The following is a 17,275-nucleotide window of genomic DNA, read 5'->3' on the forward strand; positions in this document are numbered from 1 at the left end:
TTTAGAACTCGATCGTGGCCGCGTCGAAGATGGGTCCTTCGACGCAGGTGCGCCGATAATCCCAGTTGCCACTTTCGTCGCGCACGCGGGCGACACAACTGAAGCAGATTCCCAGGCCGCACGCCATCGGCGTCTCGAGCGACAACTCGCAGCGGAAGCCGCGTTCGGCGGTGAGATGCGCCACCGCTTCCATCATCTTCTCCGGGCCGCAGCAGAGGACGCGACAGTCGGCCGGCTGCTCGCGCGAGAGGACGTCGGCAAGCACTTCGGTCACCAGACCGTGATGTCCGGCCGAGCCGTCGTCGGTGCTGAGCCGCACGTCGATTCCCTGGCGACGAAAATCATCGACGCCGGCGAAATATTCCGCCGTGCGGGCGCCGTAACAGAAGGTGACGCGTTCGGCGCGAGGCACGCGCCGGGCCGGGGCGCCATAAGCTCGCAGCCCCAGCGCTTCGCGACCTACGGCCACGAAGGGCGTCTGACCGATGCCGCCCGCCACCATGATGACGTGGCGTGCCTCGCGGACGGGAAAGCCGTTGCCGAGGGGGCCCCACACCTCGAGTTCCTGTCCCGGCACGCAACGCGCGAGCCGGCTCGTCATCTTGCCGACGACGAGGTAGACGACGTCGAGCGCCTCGGGGCGGCTGTCGGCGCCGTCGATCGTGTCGTAGAACGCGAGCGGTCTGCCCAGCAGCGGATCATCGCCCGGCGAGAGACGCAACATGACGAACTGCCCCGGCACGATCCGCTGGGCGATCGTCGGGCAGGCAAAGCGCACGCGATAGGTATCGCGCGCGAGACGCTCGTTTTCGAGGATCTCGACGCGCGCGTGGCAGGCGCGATCGGCAAAAGTTGGTTGGCGTAACGGATCGCTCATGCGCGGCGTCCCCGCGGCTTCGGGCGGGGGGGGCGTCTGGCGGGTCGGCCCCCTTCGCGCGTGGCGGCGGGAACCTCGGGTTCGTCGCCACCGATGATCGTGGCTCCTAGCGGTTTTTTTGGGGGGCCGCCCCGCTTGCGGGGCGGGCGTTCGGCACGCTGGCCGCCGCGCTCGAACGGTTTCTTGCCGCGTCCGGCTGGACGCTGTCTGGGACCCCCTGCGTGTGGTCGTTGGCGAGGGGGCTTGCCGGGGGGGGCAGCCTCTTTCGCGGGGCGCGCGGTCGTGAGAGCGGGCTCTTCCTGGATGGAAGGGCTCTCGTGGACGGCTTCGATCGTGGTCTCCGCCGCTGGACGGCCGACGAACGTGGCACGCCGCAGATCGCGCACCTCGTCGGCGCGCAGCATGCGGTAGGCGCCGCTCGGCAAATCGGCCAGGCGGAGATTGGCAATGGCGATGCGTTTCAATCGCAGGACCTTATGCCCGGCCCGGGCCAAGAGGCGGCGAATCTCGCGATTGCGGCCTTCGCGCAGCACGATCTCGAGGAGCGAGCTTTGCTTTTGAGCTTTCTTGATGCGGGCGCCTTCGACCTTGGCGAAGCCTTCGGCCAGGTGGATGCCGCGCTGCAGGCGAGCCAATTCCTCGGGGGAGATCTGTCCCGCGACCAGCACGTGGTAGGTCTTGGCGACGCCGTAACGGGGATGCGTCAGGCGTTCGGCCAACTCACCATCGTTGGTGACCAGGATCAGCCCCTCGCTCGATTTGTCGAGGCGCCCCACGGTGTAGACTCGTCCTACCGAGGGGGGGAGCAAATCGATTACCCGCGGTCGGCCCGACGGATCGTGGTTCGTCGACACGATGCCCACCGGCTTGTGGACGGCAAAGTAAGACTTGCGCTCGGCGACGAGTACTTCGCCGTCGAGTCGGATTTGTTGCCGCGCGGGATCGACCTTGGTGCCGAGCTTGGTGACCGCTTCTCCGTCGACCTCGACTCGCCCGGCGAGGATCAACTCTTCGCAATGACGGCGACTGCCGACGCCGGCGGCGGCGAGGACTTGCTGCAGGCGGCGTTCTGGGGAGTCGTCGCGGGGGGAGGCTGAACTTGCGCCGGCCGCGGGGCGTTTGCGCGGCGCGCTGCCGGGCTTGCCGCGGCGAAACTTGGCCGGCTTGCCGGAGGGTTTTCCCCGCGGACGACGTTTCGCTCGCGAGGGTTCGGAGGGGGGCATGGACGGGCTGCCGTTCTGCTGGGGGCCAGGGAGAGATACCGCGCAGCCTAGCCACGCCGTGTCCCCATCATAGCCCAGAGGAGGCGGACGACTAGCGGCGTCGGGCAGCGCGCAACGTCATCCGGCGGTGAATGGACGGCTAAAAGCAGACCCGTGGCCCGGTGCAGCAACGTGGCTGCCGGCGGGGATTAATACGACTGCGGCGAGCCGTGGCGATTGAACCAGGTCGAAGGATTCCAGCGAGCGCGGCTCGGTTCGGCGATCGGCTCGCGATAGCCGAGCGGTCGACCGCCCAGAATCGGCGGGCCGGTATCGTTCTCGGGATAGGGATCGAAGCGTTGCGCGGTGGCGCGTTGTTGCTGTTCGCTGGGGGGATTCAAGAACGATCCGCCTCCACCCCCGCCGCCGCATCCACTGGACACCGTGGCCATCAACAGGCAACCCAGAAGTAGAGCGGCGGATCGCATGCTGATCGACCTTTCCCGATCGGCCCCGTAGAGCCGGTGTACGATTTCGTGCCCCACGACGACAAGCGGCGGATTATAGGTACGCGGCTCGACCGCTAGAAGGCGAACTGGCCCGCCGCGTGCTTGCGTCTCTGCTGTCGCATCGACGCTGCCACGCACACGACTTGAGCCGGGCGCAAGCCATTCCGGTCGAAGGGGATGCCGGCGGTACGGGCTAGGGAAGATATGCATCTAGGACTGAGGCGTTGCCGTGGGGGCGCAACGCGGTGGCGCCACAAGCGGCCGGTAACAGCATCGTTTCTCCCCGTCGCAGCGGACGACGGGCCGGGTCGCCGGCGACGTGCAACTCTCCTTCGACGACGGCGAGCAGGTGGCAGCGATGATCGCCGCCGAGGGTGATGGCCTCGTCGATCGTCCAGCGATCCCACACGAACTTGTCGCATGCGACGAGCCGCGTTGCTTCGTCGTGGACCGTGGGGCTCCCGATGACCGGGCCAATCGGACCGAGCCGAAAATGGATGGCCCGCAGGCCTTCTTCGACGTGCAACGGACGTGGCTTGCCGTCGGTACCCAAGCGATTCCAATCGAACAGACGATAGGTGGTGTCGCTCGCCTGTTGAATCTCGGCGACGAGCAGACCCGCCCCCAAGGCGTGTACGGCGCCCGCGGGCACGAAGACACAATCGCCGGCGCGCGGCTCGAAGCTGTGCAGGCAGGTTTCGCACAGGCCGCTGCGCAATTCTTCCTCGAACGTGCCTTGATCGACGCCCGGGCTGAGACCCGCATAGATCACGCTCTCGGGCTCGGCATCGAGGATGTACCAGGCTTCGGTCTTGCCCAGGTCGGGGGTGCGAGCCTGCGCCGCCAGGGCATCGTCGGGATGTACCTGCACCGAAAGGGGCGCCGCGGTGTCGAGAAACTTGAACAGCAATGGAAAGGCCGGCTGCGGATGATGTCGACCGAGCAGTTCCTCGCCGTGTTCCTGCACGAGTTGGTGCAGCGTCATCCCCGCCAGGGGACCGTGACTGACGATGGTTTGATCGGGGCCCCGATCGCAGATCTCCCAACTCTCGGCGCAATACGGGTCATCTCCGACCGGTTTGTCGAGGAGGCTTCCCAAGCGCGTGCCCCCCCAGACGTAGCGACGCAGAATCGGTTGCATGCGTAACGGCGTCAGACGCGGCATCGCGAATGTTCCCTCCGGTCGATGATCGTGGCGTGCGACGCACCACGAAGTGCTTCCGCGCCCATCATGGCAGATTTCGCGGCAGGCTTGAACCTCGCTTTGACCTCAAGCAACGCTCGCGAGTCGGCGAAACTCGGCTTCGTCGACGAAGACCGCCTCGCGCACCAACTGGAACACGACCTGCGTTTCAGGCCAGCCGAACGCGCGGAGCAATTCGTCGAAGTGAACCGCGGGACACGTGCCTTTGAGATCGACGAACAAGAGCCGGCCATCGCGATCGTAAAGGTTGCCGTCGACCTGCCAGCACGGCTCGCTCTGTGGCGAGACCCAGACGAACGATCCGTCGGGCTCGCAATACATGCGCGGCAACCGCGACAGGGCGTCGGTGGCCTCTTCGAAACTGCACGCGCAGGGCACGCGCAACTCGGCAGGGTTCACGTCGAGCGTCTGGATCGTCTGCCCACCGAGTACGAGTTTGGAACCGGCGTGCGCCTCGGCCGGGCGCGCGTGCAACGTGACGTAGAAACGATAGAGCGACGTGTCGGCCATCAGGATCCTTCCGCTGTGGCGTCGGTTTCGGCGGAAAGCCAGGCAAGGTAGTCGCGACTGCCGGCGACAATGGGCAGGGCGATCACCTCGGGCACCTGGTACGTGTGCTCGCGGCGGATCAACTCGACCGCTCGGTCGAACAGCACCGCTGGGGTTTTCGCCGTCAGTCGCCACTCTGCTGCTTGGGTGACGGCGCCCTCCCAGCGATAGACGCTCGTGATCGGGCCCTCGATCTGCACGCAGGCCGCCAGCCGTGCGTCGACCAATGCGCGGGCAATCTGCTCCGCCTGGGCACGGGTTTCGGTCGTCGTGCAGATCAGCAGGTAGTCGCTCATGGGCTCACTCGTCGAGGTGCGTGGCTCGTTGGCAGCATACCGCGCCATCGTGGGGCTGTAATCGCCTCGAGGGGGCATCCGTGCCGCCTGCGCACTGGGCGGAGTAAGGCCAAATTGCCGTTGGTAGAGCCTGTTCGTCCGGCGATAATGCCGCCCCCTGAATTCGATCGACTGACCAAGGCTCGCCCGGCCGCCGCGCAGGAAGGAACCCGCGATGACTGCCGCTGAAACGCTTCGCATTTTGAGCGATGATCTTCCCCGCGCGCGGCTTACGGCGCGGCTGAGCAAGGCGATCGAGCGCCGCGCCCGTTACGCGCTGCGCCGCCGGAGCGGGCCGGAGCAGGGGCAGGGGGTCGAGCGAACGCTCGATGGGCTCCTCGGCGCCGTTGCCGGCGGCGAGGTGGCAGAACAGGGAGCGGCGGCGATCTGTGCCGCGGGCGTGGCGCTGGTCGATTTCGGCGCGGTGGAGTATGCCCGGCGCTGCGTGCAGCAGGCGTTGAAACTGTTTCGCGGCGATGGCGCGCTTCCCGATGCGACGGGGGGGGCTCCGTCGTTGTTTGCGACGGCCCTGTTTCTGCGACTGGCAGATCGTTTGAACGATGATTCCAAGGCAGAGTTGCCCGTGGGCAAAGTTCTCGCCGCGTGCGAGTACATCGTGGCGCACCTCGATCGGGGCGGGCGATTGCTCGCGGACGATATGACCAATAGCCTGCCGGATCGCTGGGGATCGCCCCTCGCGCGACTCGCGTGCCTGGCGCCGGTGGCGAACTTCGCCGCGTGTTGGCAGGAGGGGCACTGGCAGCGCCTGATCGAACGCGCCGTCCAGAGGGCAACGTCAATCGTCGAACTGGCGCCCTGGACGACGCCGAGCCACCTCTGGGCGCAGGCCATCGACGCGCTGCTGGAACTCGGCGGCAACGACGCGGCGCGAAGGCACGCGCGTTGGCTCGATTTGGCGCAGCGCAGCGATGGAGGCGTGGCATCTCGCATCGATGCCGAGGACCTGTCGGCTTGGGCCACGGCGCACGCCGCGGCCGTATGGTTCGAACTGGGGAACCGCGAACGTGGCGATCGCGCCATGCAATGGCTGGCGTCCAAGCAGACCGGCGAAGGCCGCTTTGTGGGGAGCGGTGATGATCGACTGGTGGCGCACCGCGAGCTGTGGACGACAATCCACTACTTGCGAGCGGCGCAAGCGCAAGTCCGTGCCTCGTTCGCAGGGCAGCGCGCCGACTTGCCCGAGACCATCGATGCCGCCGACGGTCGCTATCGCGCGGTCGTCCATTGGCTGCGACAGCAGGAGGGATTGGAACGAGTGCTCGATGCGGGCTGCGGAGCGGGACGCTTTCTGAGACGCCTGCGCGACGAATTGCCGGGACGGCACTGGTTGGGCATCGACGCTTCCGATCGCACGCTGCAACAACTACCCCGGCTGTGCGACCTCGAATGGCAGCAGGGCGATCTGCTGCGGCTACCGGTGCAGGACGCCGCTTGCGACGCCGCCTACATGGTCGAAGCGCTCGAGCACTCGCTCGTGCCACGACGTGCCGTCGAGGAACTGTGCCGCGCCGTGCGTCCCGGCGGCGTCATCCTGATCATCGACAAATGCCGGTCGCACCAGGCACTCTCGCGGCACGAGCCCTGGGAACGCTGGTTTGCGGCCGACGAGGTGACTGCCTGGCTCACGCCGCACTGCGAAGACATCGCGGTGACTTCCATTCCCCATGGGCATCACCAGCAGCCGACGGGGCTGTTTCTTTGCTGGACGGCGCGAAAGCACAATGCCATAGCGCAGCGTCGCGCGGCCTGACGCCTGGCTCGATCGTGGCCGCCACGTACCCTGAAAGAGCGGGCGTGGTTTCGCGCAAAGTTTGCTACAGAAACACTTTTCGGCGACAAAATTGCTCGACAGGCCGCGCTGGCGGTTCCTATAATGGGACTACCTGCCCGAGATCGCAGCTCCGTTGGAGTCCCGCACGCGATCTCACCCGATCTGGTCTGCCGAACGCCGCTTTTCCGACGTCGCCCCGAATACTATCCGTGATGCGCAAAATCTTGTCGCGAGCAAGCATGGTGAAGCCAGCCGCACGCCGTCCAGCCAGGGCATCGACCGTGGCTTGGCTAGTGGCGATCGGACTGATTTGCCTGGCGGCGCACCGGAGCGGGGCGGAAGAAACCGCACCGGCGGAAGAACTTTCGCCCGATGCCTTTTTCGAGCAGCGGGTCACTCCCTTCCTCGAGACCTACTGCCAGGCCTGTCACACGGGGGATGTGCCCAAGGGGGGCGTGTCGTTCGACGGCTATACCTCGCGGCAATCGCTCCGCGAACATTTGCCGGTTTGGAAGAAGGTGACCGAGCAACTCGACTTCGAGTCGATGCCCCCGGCGGATGAGCTGCAGCCGGAGAAAGCGGAACGGCGCGAGATCGTCGAGTGGTTGAAAACGGTCGGCACGGCGCCAGATAGTGGCGGGCCGGTCGATCCGGGGCGCGTCACGATTCGGCGTTTGAACCGCGCGGAATACAACAACACGATTCGCGATCTGGTCGGAGTCGAGATCGATGCGGCGGCCGATTTTCCGGCCGACGACGTCGGCTACGGCTTCGACAACATCGGTGATGTGCTCTCGATGCCGCCGGTGCTGCTCGAAAAGTTTCTCGATGCGGCGGAGAAAGTCACCAACGCCGCGATTCGGACCGTCGATCAGAATCTCTCGACCGTGCGCCGGTTCGACGCCGGCGACAAACGGGTCGAAGGGGGCATGGCGGCCGATACGACGCGCAATCTCTACTCGCAGGGAGAGATCTTCGTCGAGCCGGATTTTCCCGTTGCGGGCGAATACATTCTCCGCGCGTCGGCCTTCGGCGATCAGGCTGGCGGCGAGCCGGTGAAGATGGGCTTCCACCTCGGTCGCGATCATCTCGACGTGGTTGACGTGCCTGCGGAGGTGGAAACGCCGGGGGTGTACGAGGTCCGGGCCCAGGCGCAGGCCGGCCGGCACCGATTCGCCGTTTCGTTCGACAACGACTACTACCGCACCAAGGGGCCGGAAGAGGAACGGGGGGATCGGAATCTCTACGTCTCGTTTCTCGAAGTCGAGGGGCCGATCGCGCTAGAGCCCACGCCTCTGCCCGAGAGTCATCGGCGAATCATCTATCGCACGCCGGCCGAAGGAGAGGCCGACGATGCCTGCGCCCGAGAGTTGCTTGTGAAGTTTGCCTCGCGCGCGTTCCGCCGTCCGGCCACCGACGACGAAGTGACGCGCCTGGTCGAGTTGTTCAAGCTGCGACGGGGCGAGGGGGGGAGTTTCGAGCAGAGCATCCAGTTGGCGGTGACCGCGGTATTGGTCTCTCCCAGCTTTTTGTTCCGCATCGAGGAAGACCGTCTGCCGAGCGAGCCGGGGGGGATCTCGGCGCCGATCAGCGATTACGAGTTGGCGTCGCGGCTGTCGTACTTCTTGTGGAGCAGCCTGCCGGACGAGGAGTTGCTCGCCGTTGCCGCTGCCGGCACCCTGCACGAGCCGGCGACGTGCGAGGCGCAGATCCGCCGCATGCTGACCGATCCGAAATCGGACGCGCTCGTGCGCAACTTTGCCGATCAGTGGCTGCAGATACGCAGTCTCGATCGATTGGCGCCCGATCCGAAGTTGTTTCCCGAGTTCGACGAGCTGCTGCGCGCCGCGATGGCGGAGGAATCTCGCCAGTTTTTTGCCGGCGTGATGCGCGAGGATCGTAGCGTGCTCGAGTTACTCGACGCGAACTACACGTATGTGAACGAGCGTCTCGCCCGCCATTACGGGCTCGAGGGAGTGACGGGCGAGGAGTTCCGGCGCGTCGAGTTGCCCGCGGGGGCGCGCGGCGGCGTGTTGACACAGGCCTCGGTGCTGACGGTCACGTCGAATCCCACACGCACGTCTCCCGTGAAGCGTGGCAAATGGGTGCTCGAGACGCTTTTGGGAACGCCCCCGCCCCCGCCGCCAGCCGATGTGCCGCTGTTGGCTGAAGGAGAGCAGGCGGCGTTAACCGGCTCGCTGCGCGAGCGAATGGTGCAGCATCGCGAGAATCCGAATTGCGCCTCGTGCCACGAACGGATGGATCCGCTGGGTTTTGGACTGGAGAACTTCGACGCCGTTGGCCGATGGCGCGAAAAGGATGGTGAATTTCCCATCGACCCCTCGGGCACACTTCCCTCGGGCGAAAACTTTGCCGGACCGGCCGAATTGCGCCAGATCCTGCTGGGGAGCTCCGGAGAATTCCGCCGTTCGCTGGCCGAAAAGCTCCTGACCTATGCCCTGGGTCGCGGGCTGGAGTATTATGACCGCACGGCGGTGGACAGCATCGTCCACGCGCTAGAGAATAACGGCGACCGCTTTACCCCCCTGGTGACGGCGGTCGTCGCGAGCGATCCCTTCCGGCTGCGACGCGCAACGCAAGTCGCGGCCACCGACAGCCCGCCTGTGGAACCCGCCGAGAACTCTGCTGGAGAGACCCCATGAGTCAAAGCTGGCGCATCAGTCGTCGCACGGTGCTGAAGGGATTGGGCACGACCGTGGCCCTGCCCCTGCTCGATGCGATGCAGCCGCTGCGCGTGCTGGCTGGCGAGGCTTCCGCGGCGTCGGCCACCCCGCCGTTGCGCATGGCGTTCTTCTTCGTGCCGAACGGGGTCCACATGCCCGACTGGACGCCGGCCACCGATGGCGCGGACTTCGAGCTGCCGGCCACGCTGCAGCCGCTGGCTGCCTATCGCGAGTACATGACCGTGCTCACCGGTCTGGCCCACGACAAGGCGAAGGCCAACGGCGACGGGCCGGGGGATCACGCACGCTCCGCGGCCTGCTTCCTGACGGCGAGCCAACCCTTCAAGACGAGCGGCGCCAATATCAAGGTGGGGGTCTCCGTCGATCAATACGCCGCGCAGCAGATCGGGCAGACGACGCGCTTCCCCTCGCTCGAATTGGGCATCGAGCGCGGCCTGCAGGCCGGCGGGTGCGACTCGGGCTATAGCTGTGCCTACTCATCGAACATCTCGTGGCGGACCGAATCGACCCCGATGGGCAAGGAGATCGATCCGAAGCTCGTCTTCGAACGACTTTTCGGCGGCCCGGACGAGGCGGAATCGCGCGAGGCGCGCCACCAGCGCGATCGCTATCGCAAAAGCGTGCTCGACTTCGTTCGCGACGACGCCTCGCGACTCCAGCGGCGCTTGGGCAAGACCGACAACCGCAAGCTCGAAGAATACCTTAGCGGCGTGCGCGAATTGGAATTGCGCATCCAGCGCGCCGGCGAAGAAGTGGCGATCGAACAGCCCGACATGGAAAAGCCCACGGGCATTCCCAAGGGGGACTACCAGCAGCATCTGCGCCTGATGGCGGATATTCTGGCGTTGGCCTTCCAGGGGGATCACACGCGCATCGCCACCTTCATGCTGGCGAACGAGGGGAGCAATCGACCGTATCCCTTCCTCGAGGTGCGCGAAGGGCATCACGATCTGTCGCACCACGGGAATGACGAAGCGAAGCAGGTCAAGATCAGCAAGATCAACCTCTTCCACATGGAGCAGTTCGCCTACTTCGTCGAGCGGCTGGCCGCGATCAAGGAGGGAGAGGGCAACGTGCTGGATCACTCGATGATCCTCTACGGCAGCGGCATCGGCGACGGCAACCGCCACAACCACGACGATCTGCCCCTGCTGCTCATGGGCAAGGCCAATGGCAAGCTCAGCCCGGGCCGGCACCTGCGCTACGAGCCGAACACGCCGGTGGCGAACCTGTTCCTCTCGCTGCTCGATCGCGCCGACGTGAAGATCGACACGATGGGTGATGCGACGGGACGGCTCGAAAATCTCTCGGTATGAGCTGATCTCGGTTCCACGAGCGGAGGGTAGCACGATTTTCCGCGAGAGGGTTCCGACTCGAACAATACCGAGCCGGAGAATCGTCCGTGTCGTGTAGCGATTAGAGGATCCATGACGGGCCGACACTTCGTAGTGCGAATCTATCGTCATCCTCTTGTTGCTTCGCAACATCGACCATTTTGCGACTCTTGTCGCTCCGGTAGGTGAATCGATCCGCAAAATGATCGATGCTACTCTTCAGACGCGGCGCACGACCGGGCCGGGCAGGATTTCACGCAGGTAGGCGGCCAGGCCTCGTTCCGGCTGCCACTGGCGTGGGTAGCCGAGCGAGCATTCCTCGAAGCGGACGCCGTCGCGCCAGTCGGTGGCGCGGATGTGCAGATGGCCCGAGACGACGGCGATGGCGTGATAGCGGGTGTGCCAGTCCTCGGTGCGTCGCGTGCCACACCAGAGCGAGAAACGGGGCGCGAGCGGCATCCGCACGAGATCTTGCCGCAGGGGAAAATGGTTTACCAGGACCACCGGCAGGCCACGCGGCAGGCGGGCGAGACGCTCCTCGGTCTGGCGGCAGCGAGCCTCGCACCAGGCGCTGCGCGAGGGATAAGGATCGGGATGGAGAAAGCCTTCGTCGGCCCCCATCACGCCCGATTCGGCCGCCCACTCGAGCGCTTTTTCTAGCCGCACGTCGACGGGCCGAAAACTGTAGTCGTAGAGCAAGAAGAGCGGCGCGATGACACAAGGTGGACCTAGCCCGTCCCAGGTGGCGTAGGGATCCTCGGGCGTGAGGGCTCCGTACGAGCGGCAGAGCTCGACCTGGTGCTCGTACAGTTCCACGCCGCGCAGGCCGTGGGCCGCGCCGGGCAGGGTCCACAGATCGTGGTTGCCTGGCACCCAAATCAACTGGCGAAAGCGGGGGGCGAGCGTGGCCAGTGCGAATTCGAGATGCTCGGGGGAGTCTCCCACGTCACCGGCCAGAATGAGCCAATCGCCCGGCCTGGGGAGTAGCTCGAGCAGGGCCTGCCGGTTCACCTCGTAGTCGAGGTGCAAGTCGCTGATGGCGAGAAGTCTACTCATCGGGTGCGCGAAGTATTACCTGCCTCATGTCGCGCTTGCGCGGTGCTTCCCACCGCGTGGCGATGCCCTGGATCGGAGATTACGTTCGTTCCGAAGTTCAAGAGGTGGGAAGAATATCGTCGCGTGGCGACCGCCCCTTGTCCAGCGTGAAGCGGAAAGTCGAAGGACAAAGCGGCATCCCGATTGGAATTCCTTGATCGGCCAAGGAGGAGATATGAGTAGACGCCCTGAAATCGCGACCCGTTCCAGAAGCGTATCAAATGCCGCGCTGGGATCGTTAGGCCCAGCAGGGACCACTCAGGCGGCATGGCGGCGGGTGGTGTCGGGACGCCAGGCAGTTGTCGGAACAGGGGGCTCGACGATGCGTTCGATCCGTGCGCCGAGCGCGGCCAGCTTGTCCTCGAGCCGATCGTAGCCACGATCGAGGTGGTCGATCCGCCGGACGATCGTCTCTCCCTCGGCCACCAGTCCGGCGAGCGCGAGTGCCGCCGCGGCGCGCAGGTCACACGCGGTGACCGTGGCGCCCGACAGTCGGCGCACGCCTTCGATGCTCGCCGTCGCGCCGCGGCGCACGATGTCGGCCCCGAGCCTTCGGAATTCATCGACGTGCAGAAACCGATCGGCGAAGACGCGATCGATGATCCGGCCGTGTCCCCGGGCGGTGAGCAGCATTGCGGTGAGCAGCGCCTGTACATCCGTCGGCACGCCGGGGTAAGGCTCGGCAGCTACCCGCAGCGCGCGCAAGCGAGCGGGCGCCGCCAGCGCGATACGTTCGCGTTCGATGACGAGCCTCGCCCCGGCCTGTTCCAGCACCGCGAGCACGCGGCGCAAATGGGCCGGGCGTGCTCCGGTGAGTTCCACTTCGCCGCCGGTCATGGCGCCGGCGATCAGCAGCGTGGCGGCCTCGATGCGGTCGGGAATGACCGTGTGCGAGACGCCGCCGAGGCGCTCGACCCCCTCGACACGAATCGTCGGCGTGCCGAGACCATCGATGCGGGCGCCCATGGCGCGGAGAAAGTTGCCCAGGTCGACGATCTCGGGCTCGACGGCCGCGCCGGTGATCGTGCTCGTGCCGCGCGCGAGCGTCGCCGCGCAGAGAATGTTGGCGGTGCCGGTGACCGTGGGACCGCGCCGGCCTGCCATGTGGACGCGCGCTCCGCACAGACGTCGGGCACGCGCAATGACGTAGCCGCGGTCGATCTGAATCTCGGCGCCTAGCGCTTGCAACCCGGCCAGGTGCAAGTCGACCGGGCGATCGCCGATCATGCAGCCCCCCGGCAACGATACGACGGCCCCCCCACGCCTTGCGACCAGGGGCCCCAGGACACAGAAGCTGGCCCGCATGCGCTCGACGAGCGTGTAGGGGGCAACCACGGGCTCGTCGTCGACGGTCGCGAGGCAGAGCGTATCTTGCTCGTCGCGCTCGACGGCGACACCAAGTTGGCGGAGCAACTGGGCGAGCGTCTCGACATCGGCCAGGTGGGGCACGCCCGAGAGTCGCACCGGTTCGTCGGTGAGGAGCGTCGCGGCCATGATGGGCAAGGCGGCATTCTTGGCGCCGCCGACCGCTACACGACCAGCGAGCGCGCGGCCACCGGCGATGCGCAAAACCTGGCTCGAGGCGTTCGACGGCTGGGCCATCCTTGGCTCCAAAAGTTGACGGTGCTGCTAGTCGAGGCCCCGTTTCGTTCAGTCACTGTCGCCGGCAACAGTGGACATAGGGGGGGAGCACATCGCGGCGGCGAGCAGACTACGATTTCCGCCGTAGTTGCACAACACGAGCCAGGCCCGACAGGTCGTTGCGGGTCGGCAAAAACTCGAAACGGCTCTCTTGGGCGACCAGTTGCTTGACATCCCCTTCGATGGTGGGGCTGATCTCGATCAACAGCACGCCGCCGGGACGCAGCCGTTCTGCCGCCTGGGGGATGAGCCGTTCGATGACGTCCGTGCCCCGCGGGCCGGCCTCGAGGGCCAGGTGGGGCTCGTAGCGGGCGACGTCGGCTGGCAGTGCCGCCATCTCGGCGGTGGAGATGTAGGGGGGATTGCTGACGATGAAGTCGAACTGCCGGTCGGCGGCCACCTGGGCAAAGAGATCGCTTTCAGCGAATTTGATCCGCTCGGCGACGCCGTGTTCGGTGGCATTCGCCTGGGCCACGGCCAGGGCCGGCGCGCTCTTGTCGATGGCGAGCACCTGGGAGCCGGGCACGTACTTCGCCGCGCAGATGGCCAGAATGCCGCTCCCGGCACCAACATCGGCGATGTCGAACGGGGCGTTCCGTTCGGCTCCGCGCTCCTTGACGAAGTCGAGCAAGGCCAGGACGACAAACTCCGTTTCGGGGCGGGGAATCAGCACGTCGGGCGTGACGCGAAACGAGAGCGAGTAGAACTCGCGACGTCCCACGAGATAGGCCACCGGCGTTCCCTCGGCGCGGCGGCGGACCAGCTCGCGAAAGGCGGTCCGGGGCTGCTCGCTCGGTTCCTCGGCGAACTTCGTGTAGAGATCGATCCGCCGGCAGCCGAGGGCCTCGGCCAGCAGGACTTCGGCATCGAGACGGGGCGAATCGGCGCCACGCTCGCGCAGGTAGTTGCTGGTCCATTCCAGCAGGCGGCCGATGGTCCAGGTTTCTGTCTGCGGCATGACGGCATCCGTGTCGCGGGCGCGGTTGGTGCGAGATCCAACGATCCCCTTCCCTGGGGGCAACCTGGACCATAGTCGAGCCGAAACGGACCTGCCCGGCAAGCCGAATCGATCTGGTTGGCGTTTTACTCCACCGTGCCCATCTGCTGGCGTTGGGCCTGGCGATCGTACTCGATCAGGGCTTCGGTGACCGGAACGAGATTGCCGGCCATCACCTGATCGAGCTTGTAGAGGGTCAGGTTGATGCGGTGGTCGGTGACGCGGTTTTCCGGGAAGTTGTACGTGCGAATGCGCTGGCTGCGATCCCCCGAGCCGACCAGCGTCTTGCGCGCGGCGGCGCGCTTCTGCTCTTCTTCTTCCCGCTTCTTATCGTAGAGCCGGGATTTGAGCACGCGGATCGCGCGGGCCAGGTTCTTGTGCTGGCTCTTTTCGTCCTGGCAACTGACGACGATGCCGCTCTCGTGGTGCGTGAGCCGGATGGCCGAGGCCGTCTTGTTCACGTGCTGACCGCCGGGACCGCTGGCGCAGAAGCGGTCGATGCGATAATCGTCGGGCTTGAGATCGACTTCCACATCTTCCGGCTCGGGCATCACCGCCACGGTGGCCGCCGACGTGTGGATGCGTCCCTTGGCCTCGGTTTCCGGTACGCGCTGCACGCGATGACCGCCGCTTTCGTACTGCAGCTCGCGGTAGACCCCCTCCCCCTCGAGGCCGAGGATCGTCTCTTTGAAGCCGCCGAGCTCGGTGGGGTTGAGCTCGAGCACCTCGACCTTCCACCCCTTGGTCTCGGCATACTTGCGATACATCTCGTAGAGATCGCGAGCGAACAGGGCGGCCTCGTCGCCCCCGGTACCGGCGCGGATTTCCATCACGCAGCGCGAGCGGTTGGCATCTTCGCCGCCGATCGTAAGATCGAGTAGCTCGTTCCAGAGCTCTTCGCGCTCTGCTTTGAGCTCGGGCAGCTCGGCCTCGGCCAGCTCGCGCATTTCGGCGTCGTGCCCCTTGGCGAGTTCCATGGCCTCGGAGATCTGATGGTTGAGCTCTTTGAAGCGGCGGTACTTGGTGGCCAGCTTGGCGAGCGAGCCATGCTCGCGCATCACGGCCGCCATGCGCGGACCGCTGGCCAGCACTTCGGGATCGACGAGCGAGCGTTCTAGTTCTTCGAAACGAGCAAGCTTTTGATCGAGCATTTCCCGCATGGGAGAAGTTCCTCACGGCTGAAAGCGGGACACGCGGTGCGTGTCTGAGGTGGCCGACAAGAGGCCCCGCGCAGGGCAAGCGTCCGGAGATCGCGCGCGGCGCTCACGAGAGGAGAGGCGGGAGTCGCTAATAGTGCTTGCGCATAGATTGGGTGCCCGGCATTCCTACGCGGCGAGGGGCTCGGCGGTTGGCTCCGCGCGACCCCGGCGTCCCCGCGAAAGGGCAGAGATCAGGCTTCCGCTTCCTGCTTGGCCGGCGCGGCCTTCTTGCCACGCTTGAGGCTGGCATAACCGGTCGCGGCGAACTTGTTCTGGAACTTCTCGATACGGCCGGCCGTGTCGACGTACTTCAGCTTGCCCGTGTAGAACGGATGGCAACTGCTGCAAATGTCGATGGCCAGCTCGGCGACCGTGCTGCGGGTCTTGAAGGTGTTGCCGCAGCCGCAACGGACGGTCGTGTCGACGTACTTGGGGTGAACGTTCTTCTTCATCGGATTCTCGTCCTTGGCTGCAATCGGCGTTGTGTCGGATTGGGCTCGACCAGACGACGCTCCGGGAGCCCTGGGGAAACCGTAAGTGTAGTATCGGCCGAAAAATCGGACAAGTGCCACCGCCGATCACGAAACCGCCTTGGAGAACAGGCGTTACGAGCCGTCCTGCCACGTCCGAGGGCTCGATACCCCCCTGGGCGGACGGTGCGGTTCGGAACGCGCGACCTGAGGGGGCTTTTCCGGCCGAGAACGGAAAGAATTCCAGGCGACTGGCGAATAACGTCTCAGACAGGCCGGCATTTCGCAGGTGAGACACCTGGCGGACCTGTCGGGAAGGGAGGTTGCTTCAGCCGTGCGTTATCTCATCGCGATCTTGTTGCCCCCGTTGGCGGTGCTGTTGTGTGGCAAGCCGGTACAGTTCGTGTTGAATCTGATTCTCACGCTCTGCTTCTGGGTCCCCGGCATGATCCACGCCATTCTCGTGGTCCACAGCCATCTCGAGGATCAGCGCGCGGAGCGTATCATCCGGGCGCTCGGGCAGGGCCGTTCGAGCCGGGCCAGCATGGGCTAAAGCGCCGCCGAAGTTAGTGGCGCATGAATTCGGCCGTTACGAGGCCGGAGAAGATTCTTCCTGCGATTCGGCGGCCGGCGCGACCGGCGGCTCGAACTTGGGGGCGGTCGCTTCATCGCGATCGTCCATTTCGTGGAAGGTGCGCTTGGCCGGTCGGCTGGGGGCCGGCGTCGACAAGTTGGTTATGCCGCGGAGTTCTTCTTCGATTCCGCTCAGACCCTTGCGCAATTCGAGCAGGCTTTTGCCCCACGTGCGACCCATCTCGGGCAGCCGCTTGCCGAAGAGGAGCACGGCAACAACGCCAATGACCAGCATTTCGGCTGGGCCAACGCCGCCGAGTGGAAAGATGGCCCAAGTCAGGCTGGCGGTAATCAAACTCATCGCTCACCACGAAACGGCGTTACGTTGCGACCTCAAAAACGACTCGATCGCCGGCCACCACCATGGAACGGAAAGATCGTGCAGGATCTGTCCGTCAGGTGTGTACTCGATGATCGGAGTTGTACGCTCGACTAGCGCTCGGCGGTTTCCCGCGTGGGCTCGTCTAGTTTTCGCTTGCTGGTGGTGGGCACGTCGTCGTCGAGATCGTCTTCGATCCCTTGGACCCCCTTCTTGAATTCGACCACGCCACGGCCCAGCGAGCGCATCACGCTGGGTAGACGGCTGCCGAACAAGAGCAGGACGACGATGCCTAGGACAACCAGTTCCGCGGGGCCAAGACCAAACATGGCTAACATCGGCGCTTTCTCAGCAGGAAAGGTGCGGCAACGCGGAGTGCTGACTTGGCGCGCTGCGGGAGGAATTCACGAACGG

17 protein-coding genes are annotated in these 17,275 nt (G+C 65.6%); 4 read left to right on the top strand and 13 right to left on the bottom strand.

Annotated features, from left to right (window positions below; all coding sequences use genetic code 11):
* Position 1: 1 nt before the first annotated feature.
* From KF708_04150 to KF708_04175, 6 genes are all read right to left on the bottom strand, one after another.
* Positions 2 to 877 (bottom strand): dihydroorotate dehydrogenase electron transfer subunit, encoded by an 876-nt coding sequence (locus KF708_04150; GenBank protein ID MBX3411886.1) that lies wholly within the window; start codon positions 875 to 877, stop codon positions 2 to 4.
* The gene (locus tag KF708_04155) at positions 874 to 2,100 is read right to left on the bottom strand and encodes an rRNA pseudouridine synthase (protein MBX3411887.1); all 1,227 of its coding nucleotides are present in this window, start codon (positions 2,098 to 2,100) and stop codon (positions 874 to 876) included. The genes KF708_04150 and KF708_04155 overlap by 4 nt, the downstream gene beginning before the upstream one ends.
* 188 nt (positions 2,101 to 2,288) lie before the next feature.
* A complete protein-coding gene (locus KF708_04160; GenBank protein ID MBX3411888.1) occupies positions 2,289 to 2,567 on the bottom strand; it encodes a membrane or secreted protein in 279 nt (92 codons plus the stop codon).
* Between the two features lie 214 nt (positions 2,568 to 2,781).
* Entirely contained in the window at positions 2,782 to 3,753 is a 972-nt protein-coding gene (locus tag KF708_04165) for a class I mannose-6-phosphate isomerase (protein MBX3411889.1), read from the bottom strand.
* Between the two features lie 105 nt (positions 3,754 to 3,858).
* Complete coding sequence (locus tag KF708_04170) at positions 3,859 to 4,302, bottom strand: hypothetical protein (GenBank protein ID MBX3411890.1); 444 nt, start codon at positions 4,300 to 4,302, stop codon at positions 3,859 to 3,861.
* The gene (locus KF708_04175) at positions 4,302 to 4,637 is read right to left on the bottom strand and encodes a divalent-cation tolerance protein CutA (protein MBX3411891.1); all 336 of its coding nucleotides are present in this window, start codon (positions 4,635 to 4,637) and stop codon (positions 4,302 to 4,304) included. The genes KF708_04170 and KF708_04175 overlap by 1 nt, the downstream gene beginning before the upstream one ends.
* A gap of 214 nt (positions 4,638 to 4,851) precedes the next feature.
* On the opposite strand from KF708_04175, the gene KF708_04180 reads away from it, so the two are divergent.
* The 3 genes from KF708_04180 (at position 4,852) to KF708_04190 (ending at position 10,489) form a co-directional block, all read left to right on the top strand.
* On the top strand, positions 4,852 to 6,447 hold the full coding sequence (locus tag KF708_04180; GenBank protein MBX3411892.1) for a class I SAM-dependent methyltransferase: 1,596 nt from the start codon (positions 4,852 to 4,854) through the stop codon (positions 6,445 to 6,447).
* A 302-nt stretch (positions 6,448 to 6,749) separates the two neighbouring features.
* Positions 6,750 to 9,131: a DUF1592 domain-containing protein gene (locus KF708_04185; protein ID MBX3411893.1), complete on the top strand. Its 2,382-nt coding sequence runs from the start codon at positions 6,750 to 6,752 to the stop codon at positions 9,129 to 9,131.
* The gene (locus KF708_04190; protein ID MBX3411894.1) at positions 9,128 to 10,489 is read left to right on the top strand and encodes a DUF1552 domain-containing protein; all 1,362 of its coding nucleotides are present in this window, start codon (positions 9,128 to 9,130) and stop codon (positions 10,487 to 10,489) included. The genes KF708_04185 and KF708_04190 overlap by 4 nt, the downstream gene beginning before the upstream one ends.
* 237 nt (positions 10,490 to 10,726) lie before the next feature.
* Here the strand turns inward: KF708_04190 and KF708_04195 are convergent, their stop codons facing one another.
* The 5 genes from KF708_04195 to rpmE form a co-directional block, all read right to left on the bottom strand.
* The gene (locus KF708_04195; protein ID MBX3411895.1) at positions 10,727 to 11,563 is read right to left on the bottom strand and encodes a metallophosphoesterase; all 837 of its coding nucleotides are present in this window, start codon (positions 11,561 to 11,563) and stop codon (positions 10,727 to 10,729) included.
* Positions 11,564 to 11,860: 297 nt separating this feature from the next.
* Positions 11,861 to 13,204, bottom strand: a complete 1,344-nt coding sequence (murA, locus tag KF708_04200; GenBank protein MBX3411896.1) for a UDP-N-acetylglucosamine 1-carboxyvinyltransferase — start codon at positions 13,202 to 13,204, stop codon at positions 11,861 to 11,863.
* 109 nt (positions 13,205 to 13,313) lie between these two features.
* Positions 13,314 to 14,201 carry a peptide chain release factor N(5)-glutamine methyltransferase gene (prmC, locus tag KF708_04205; protein ID MBX3411897.1) on the bottom strand — a complete coding sequence of 296 codons (888 nt, stop codon included), beginning with the start codon at positions 14,199 to 14,201 and terminating at the stop codon, positions 13,314 to 13,316.
* A gap of 125 nt (positions 14,202 to 14,326) precedes the next feature.
* Positions 14,327 to 15,400, bottom strand: coding sequence for a peptide chain release factor 1 (gene prfA / locus KF708_04210; GenBank protein MBX3411898.1), 1,074 nt, complete (start codon positions 15,398 to 15,400; stop codon positions 14,327 to 14,329).
* Positions 15,401 to 15,630: 230 nt separating this feature from the next.
* Positions 15,631 to 15,891: a 50S ribosomal protein L31 gene (rpmE, locus tag KF708_04215; protein ID MBX3411899.1), complete on the bottom strand. Its 261-nt coding sequence runs from the start codon at positions 15,889 to 15,891 to the stop codon at positions 15,631 to 15,633.
* 325 nt (positions 15,892 to 16,216) lie between these two features.
* On the opposite strand from rpmE, the gene KF708_04220 reads away from it, so the two are divergent.
* Complete coding sequence (locus KF708_04220) at positions 16,217 to 16,462, top strand: YqaE/Pmp3 family membrane protein (protein MBX3411900.1); 246 nt, start codon at positions 16,217 to 16,219, stop codon at positions 16,460 to 16,462.
* 36 nt (positions 16,463 to 16,498) lie between these two features.
* Here the strand turns inward: KF708_04220 and KF708_04225 are convergent, their stop codons facing one another.
* Both KF708_04225 and KF708_04230 read right to left on the bottom strand, forming a co-directional pair.
* A complete protein-coding gene (locus tag KF708_04225) occupies positions 16,499 to 16,843 on the bottom strand; it encodes a twin-arginine translocase TatA/TatE family subunit (GenBank protein ID MBX3411901.1) in 345 nt (114 codons plus the stop codon).
* A 131-nt stretch (positions 16,844 to 16,974) separates the two neighbouring features.
* Positions 16,975 to 17,190, bottom strand: coding sequence for a twin-arginine translocase TatA/TatE family subunit (locus KF708_04230; GenBank protein ID MBX3411902.1), 216 nt, complete (start codon positions 17,188 to 17,190; stop codon positions 16,975 to 16,977).
* Between the last annotated feature and the right edge of the window lie 85 nt (positions 17,191 to 17,275).

The organism is Pirellulales bacterium, assembly GCA_019636335.1.
Taxonomy (GTDB): Bacteria; Planctomycetota; Planctomycetia; order Pirellulales; family JAEUIK01; genus JAHBXR01.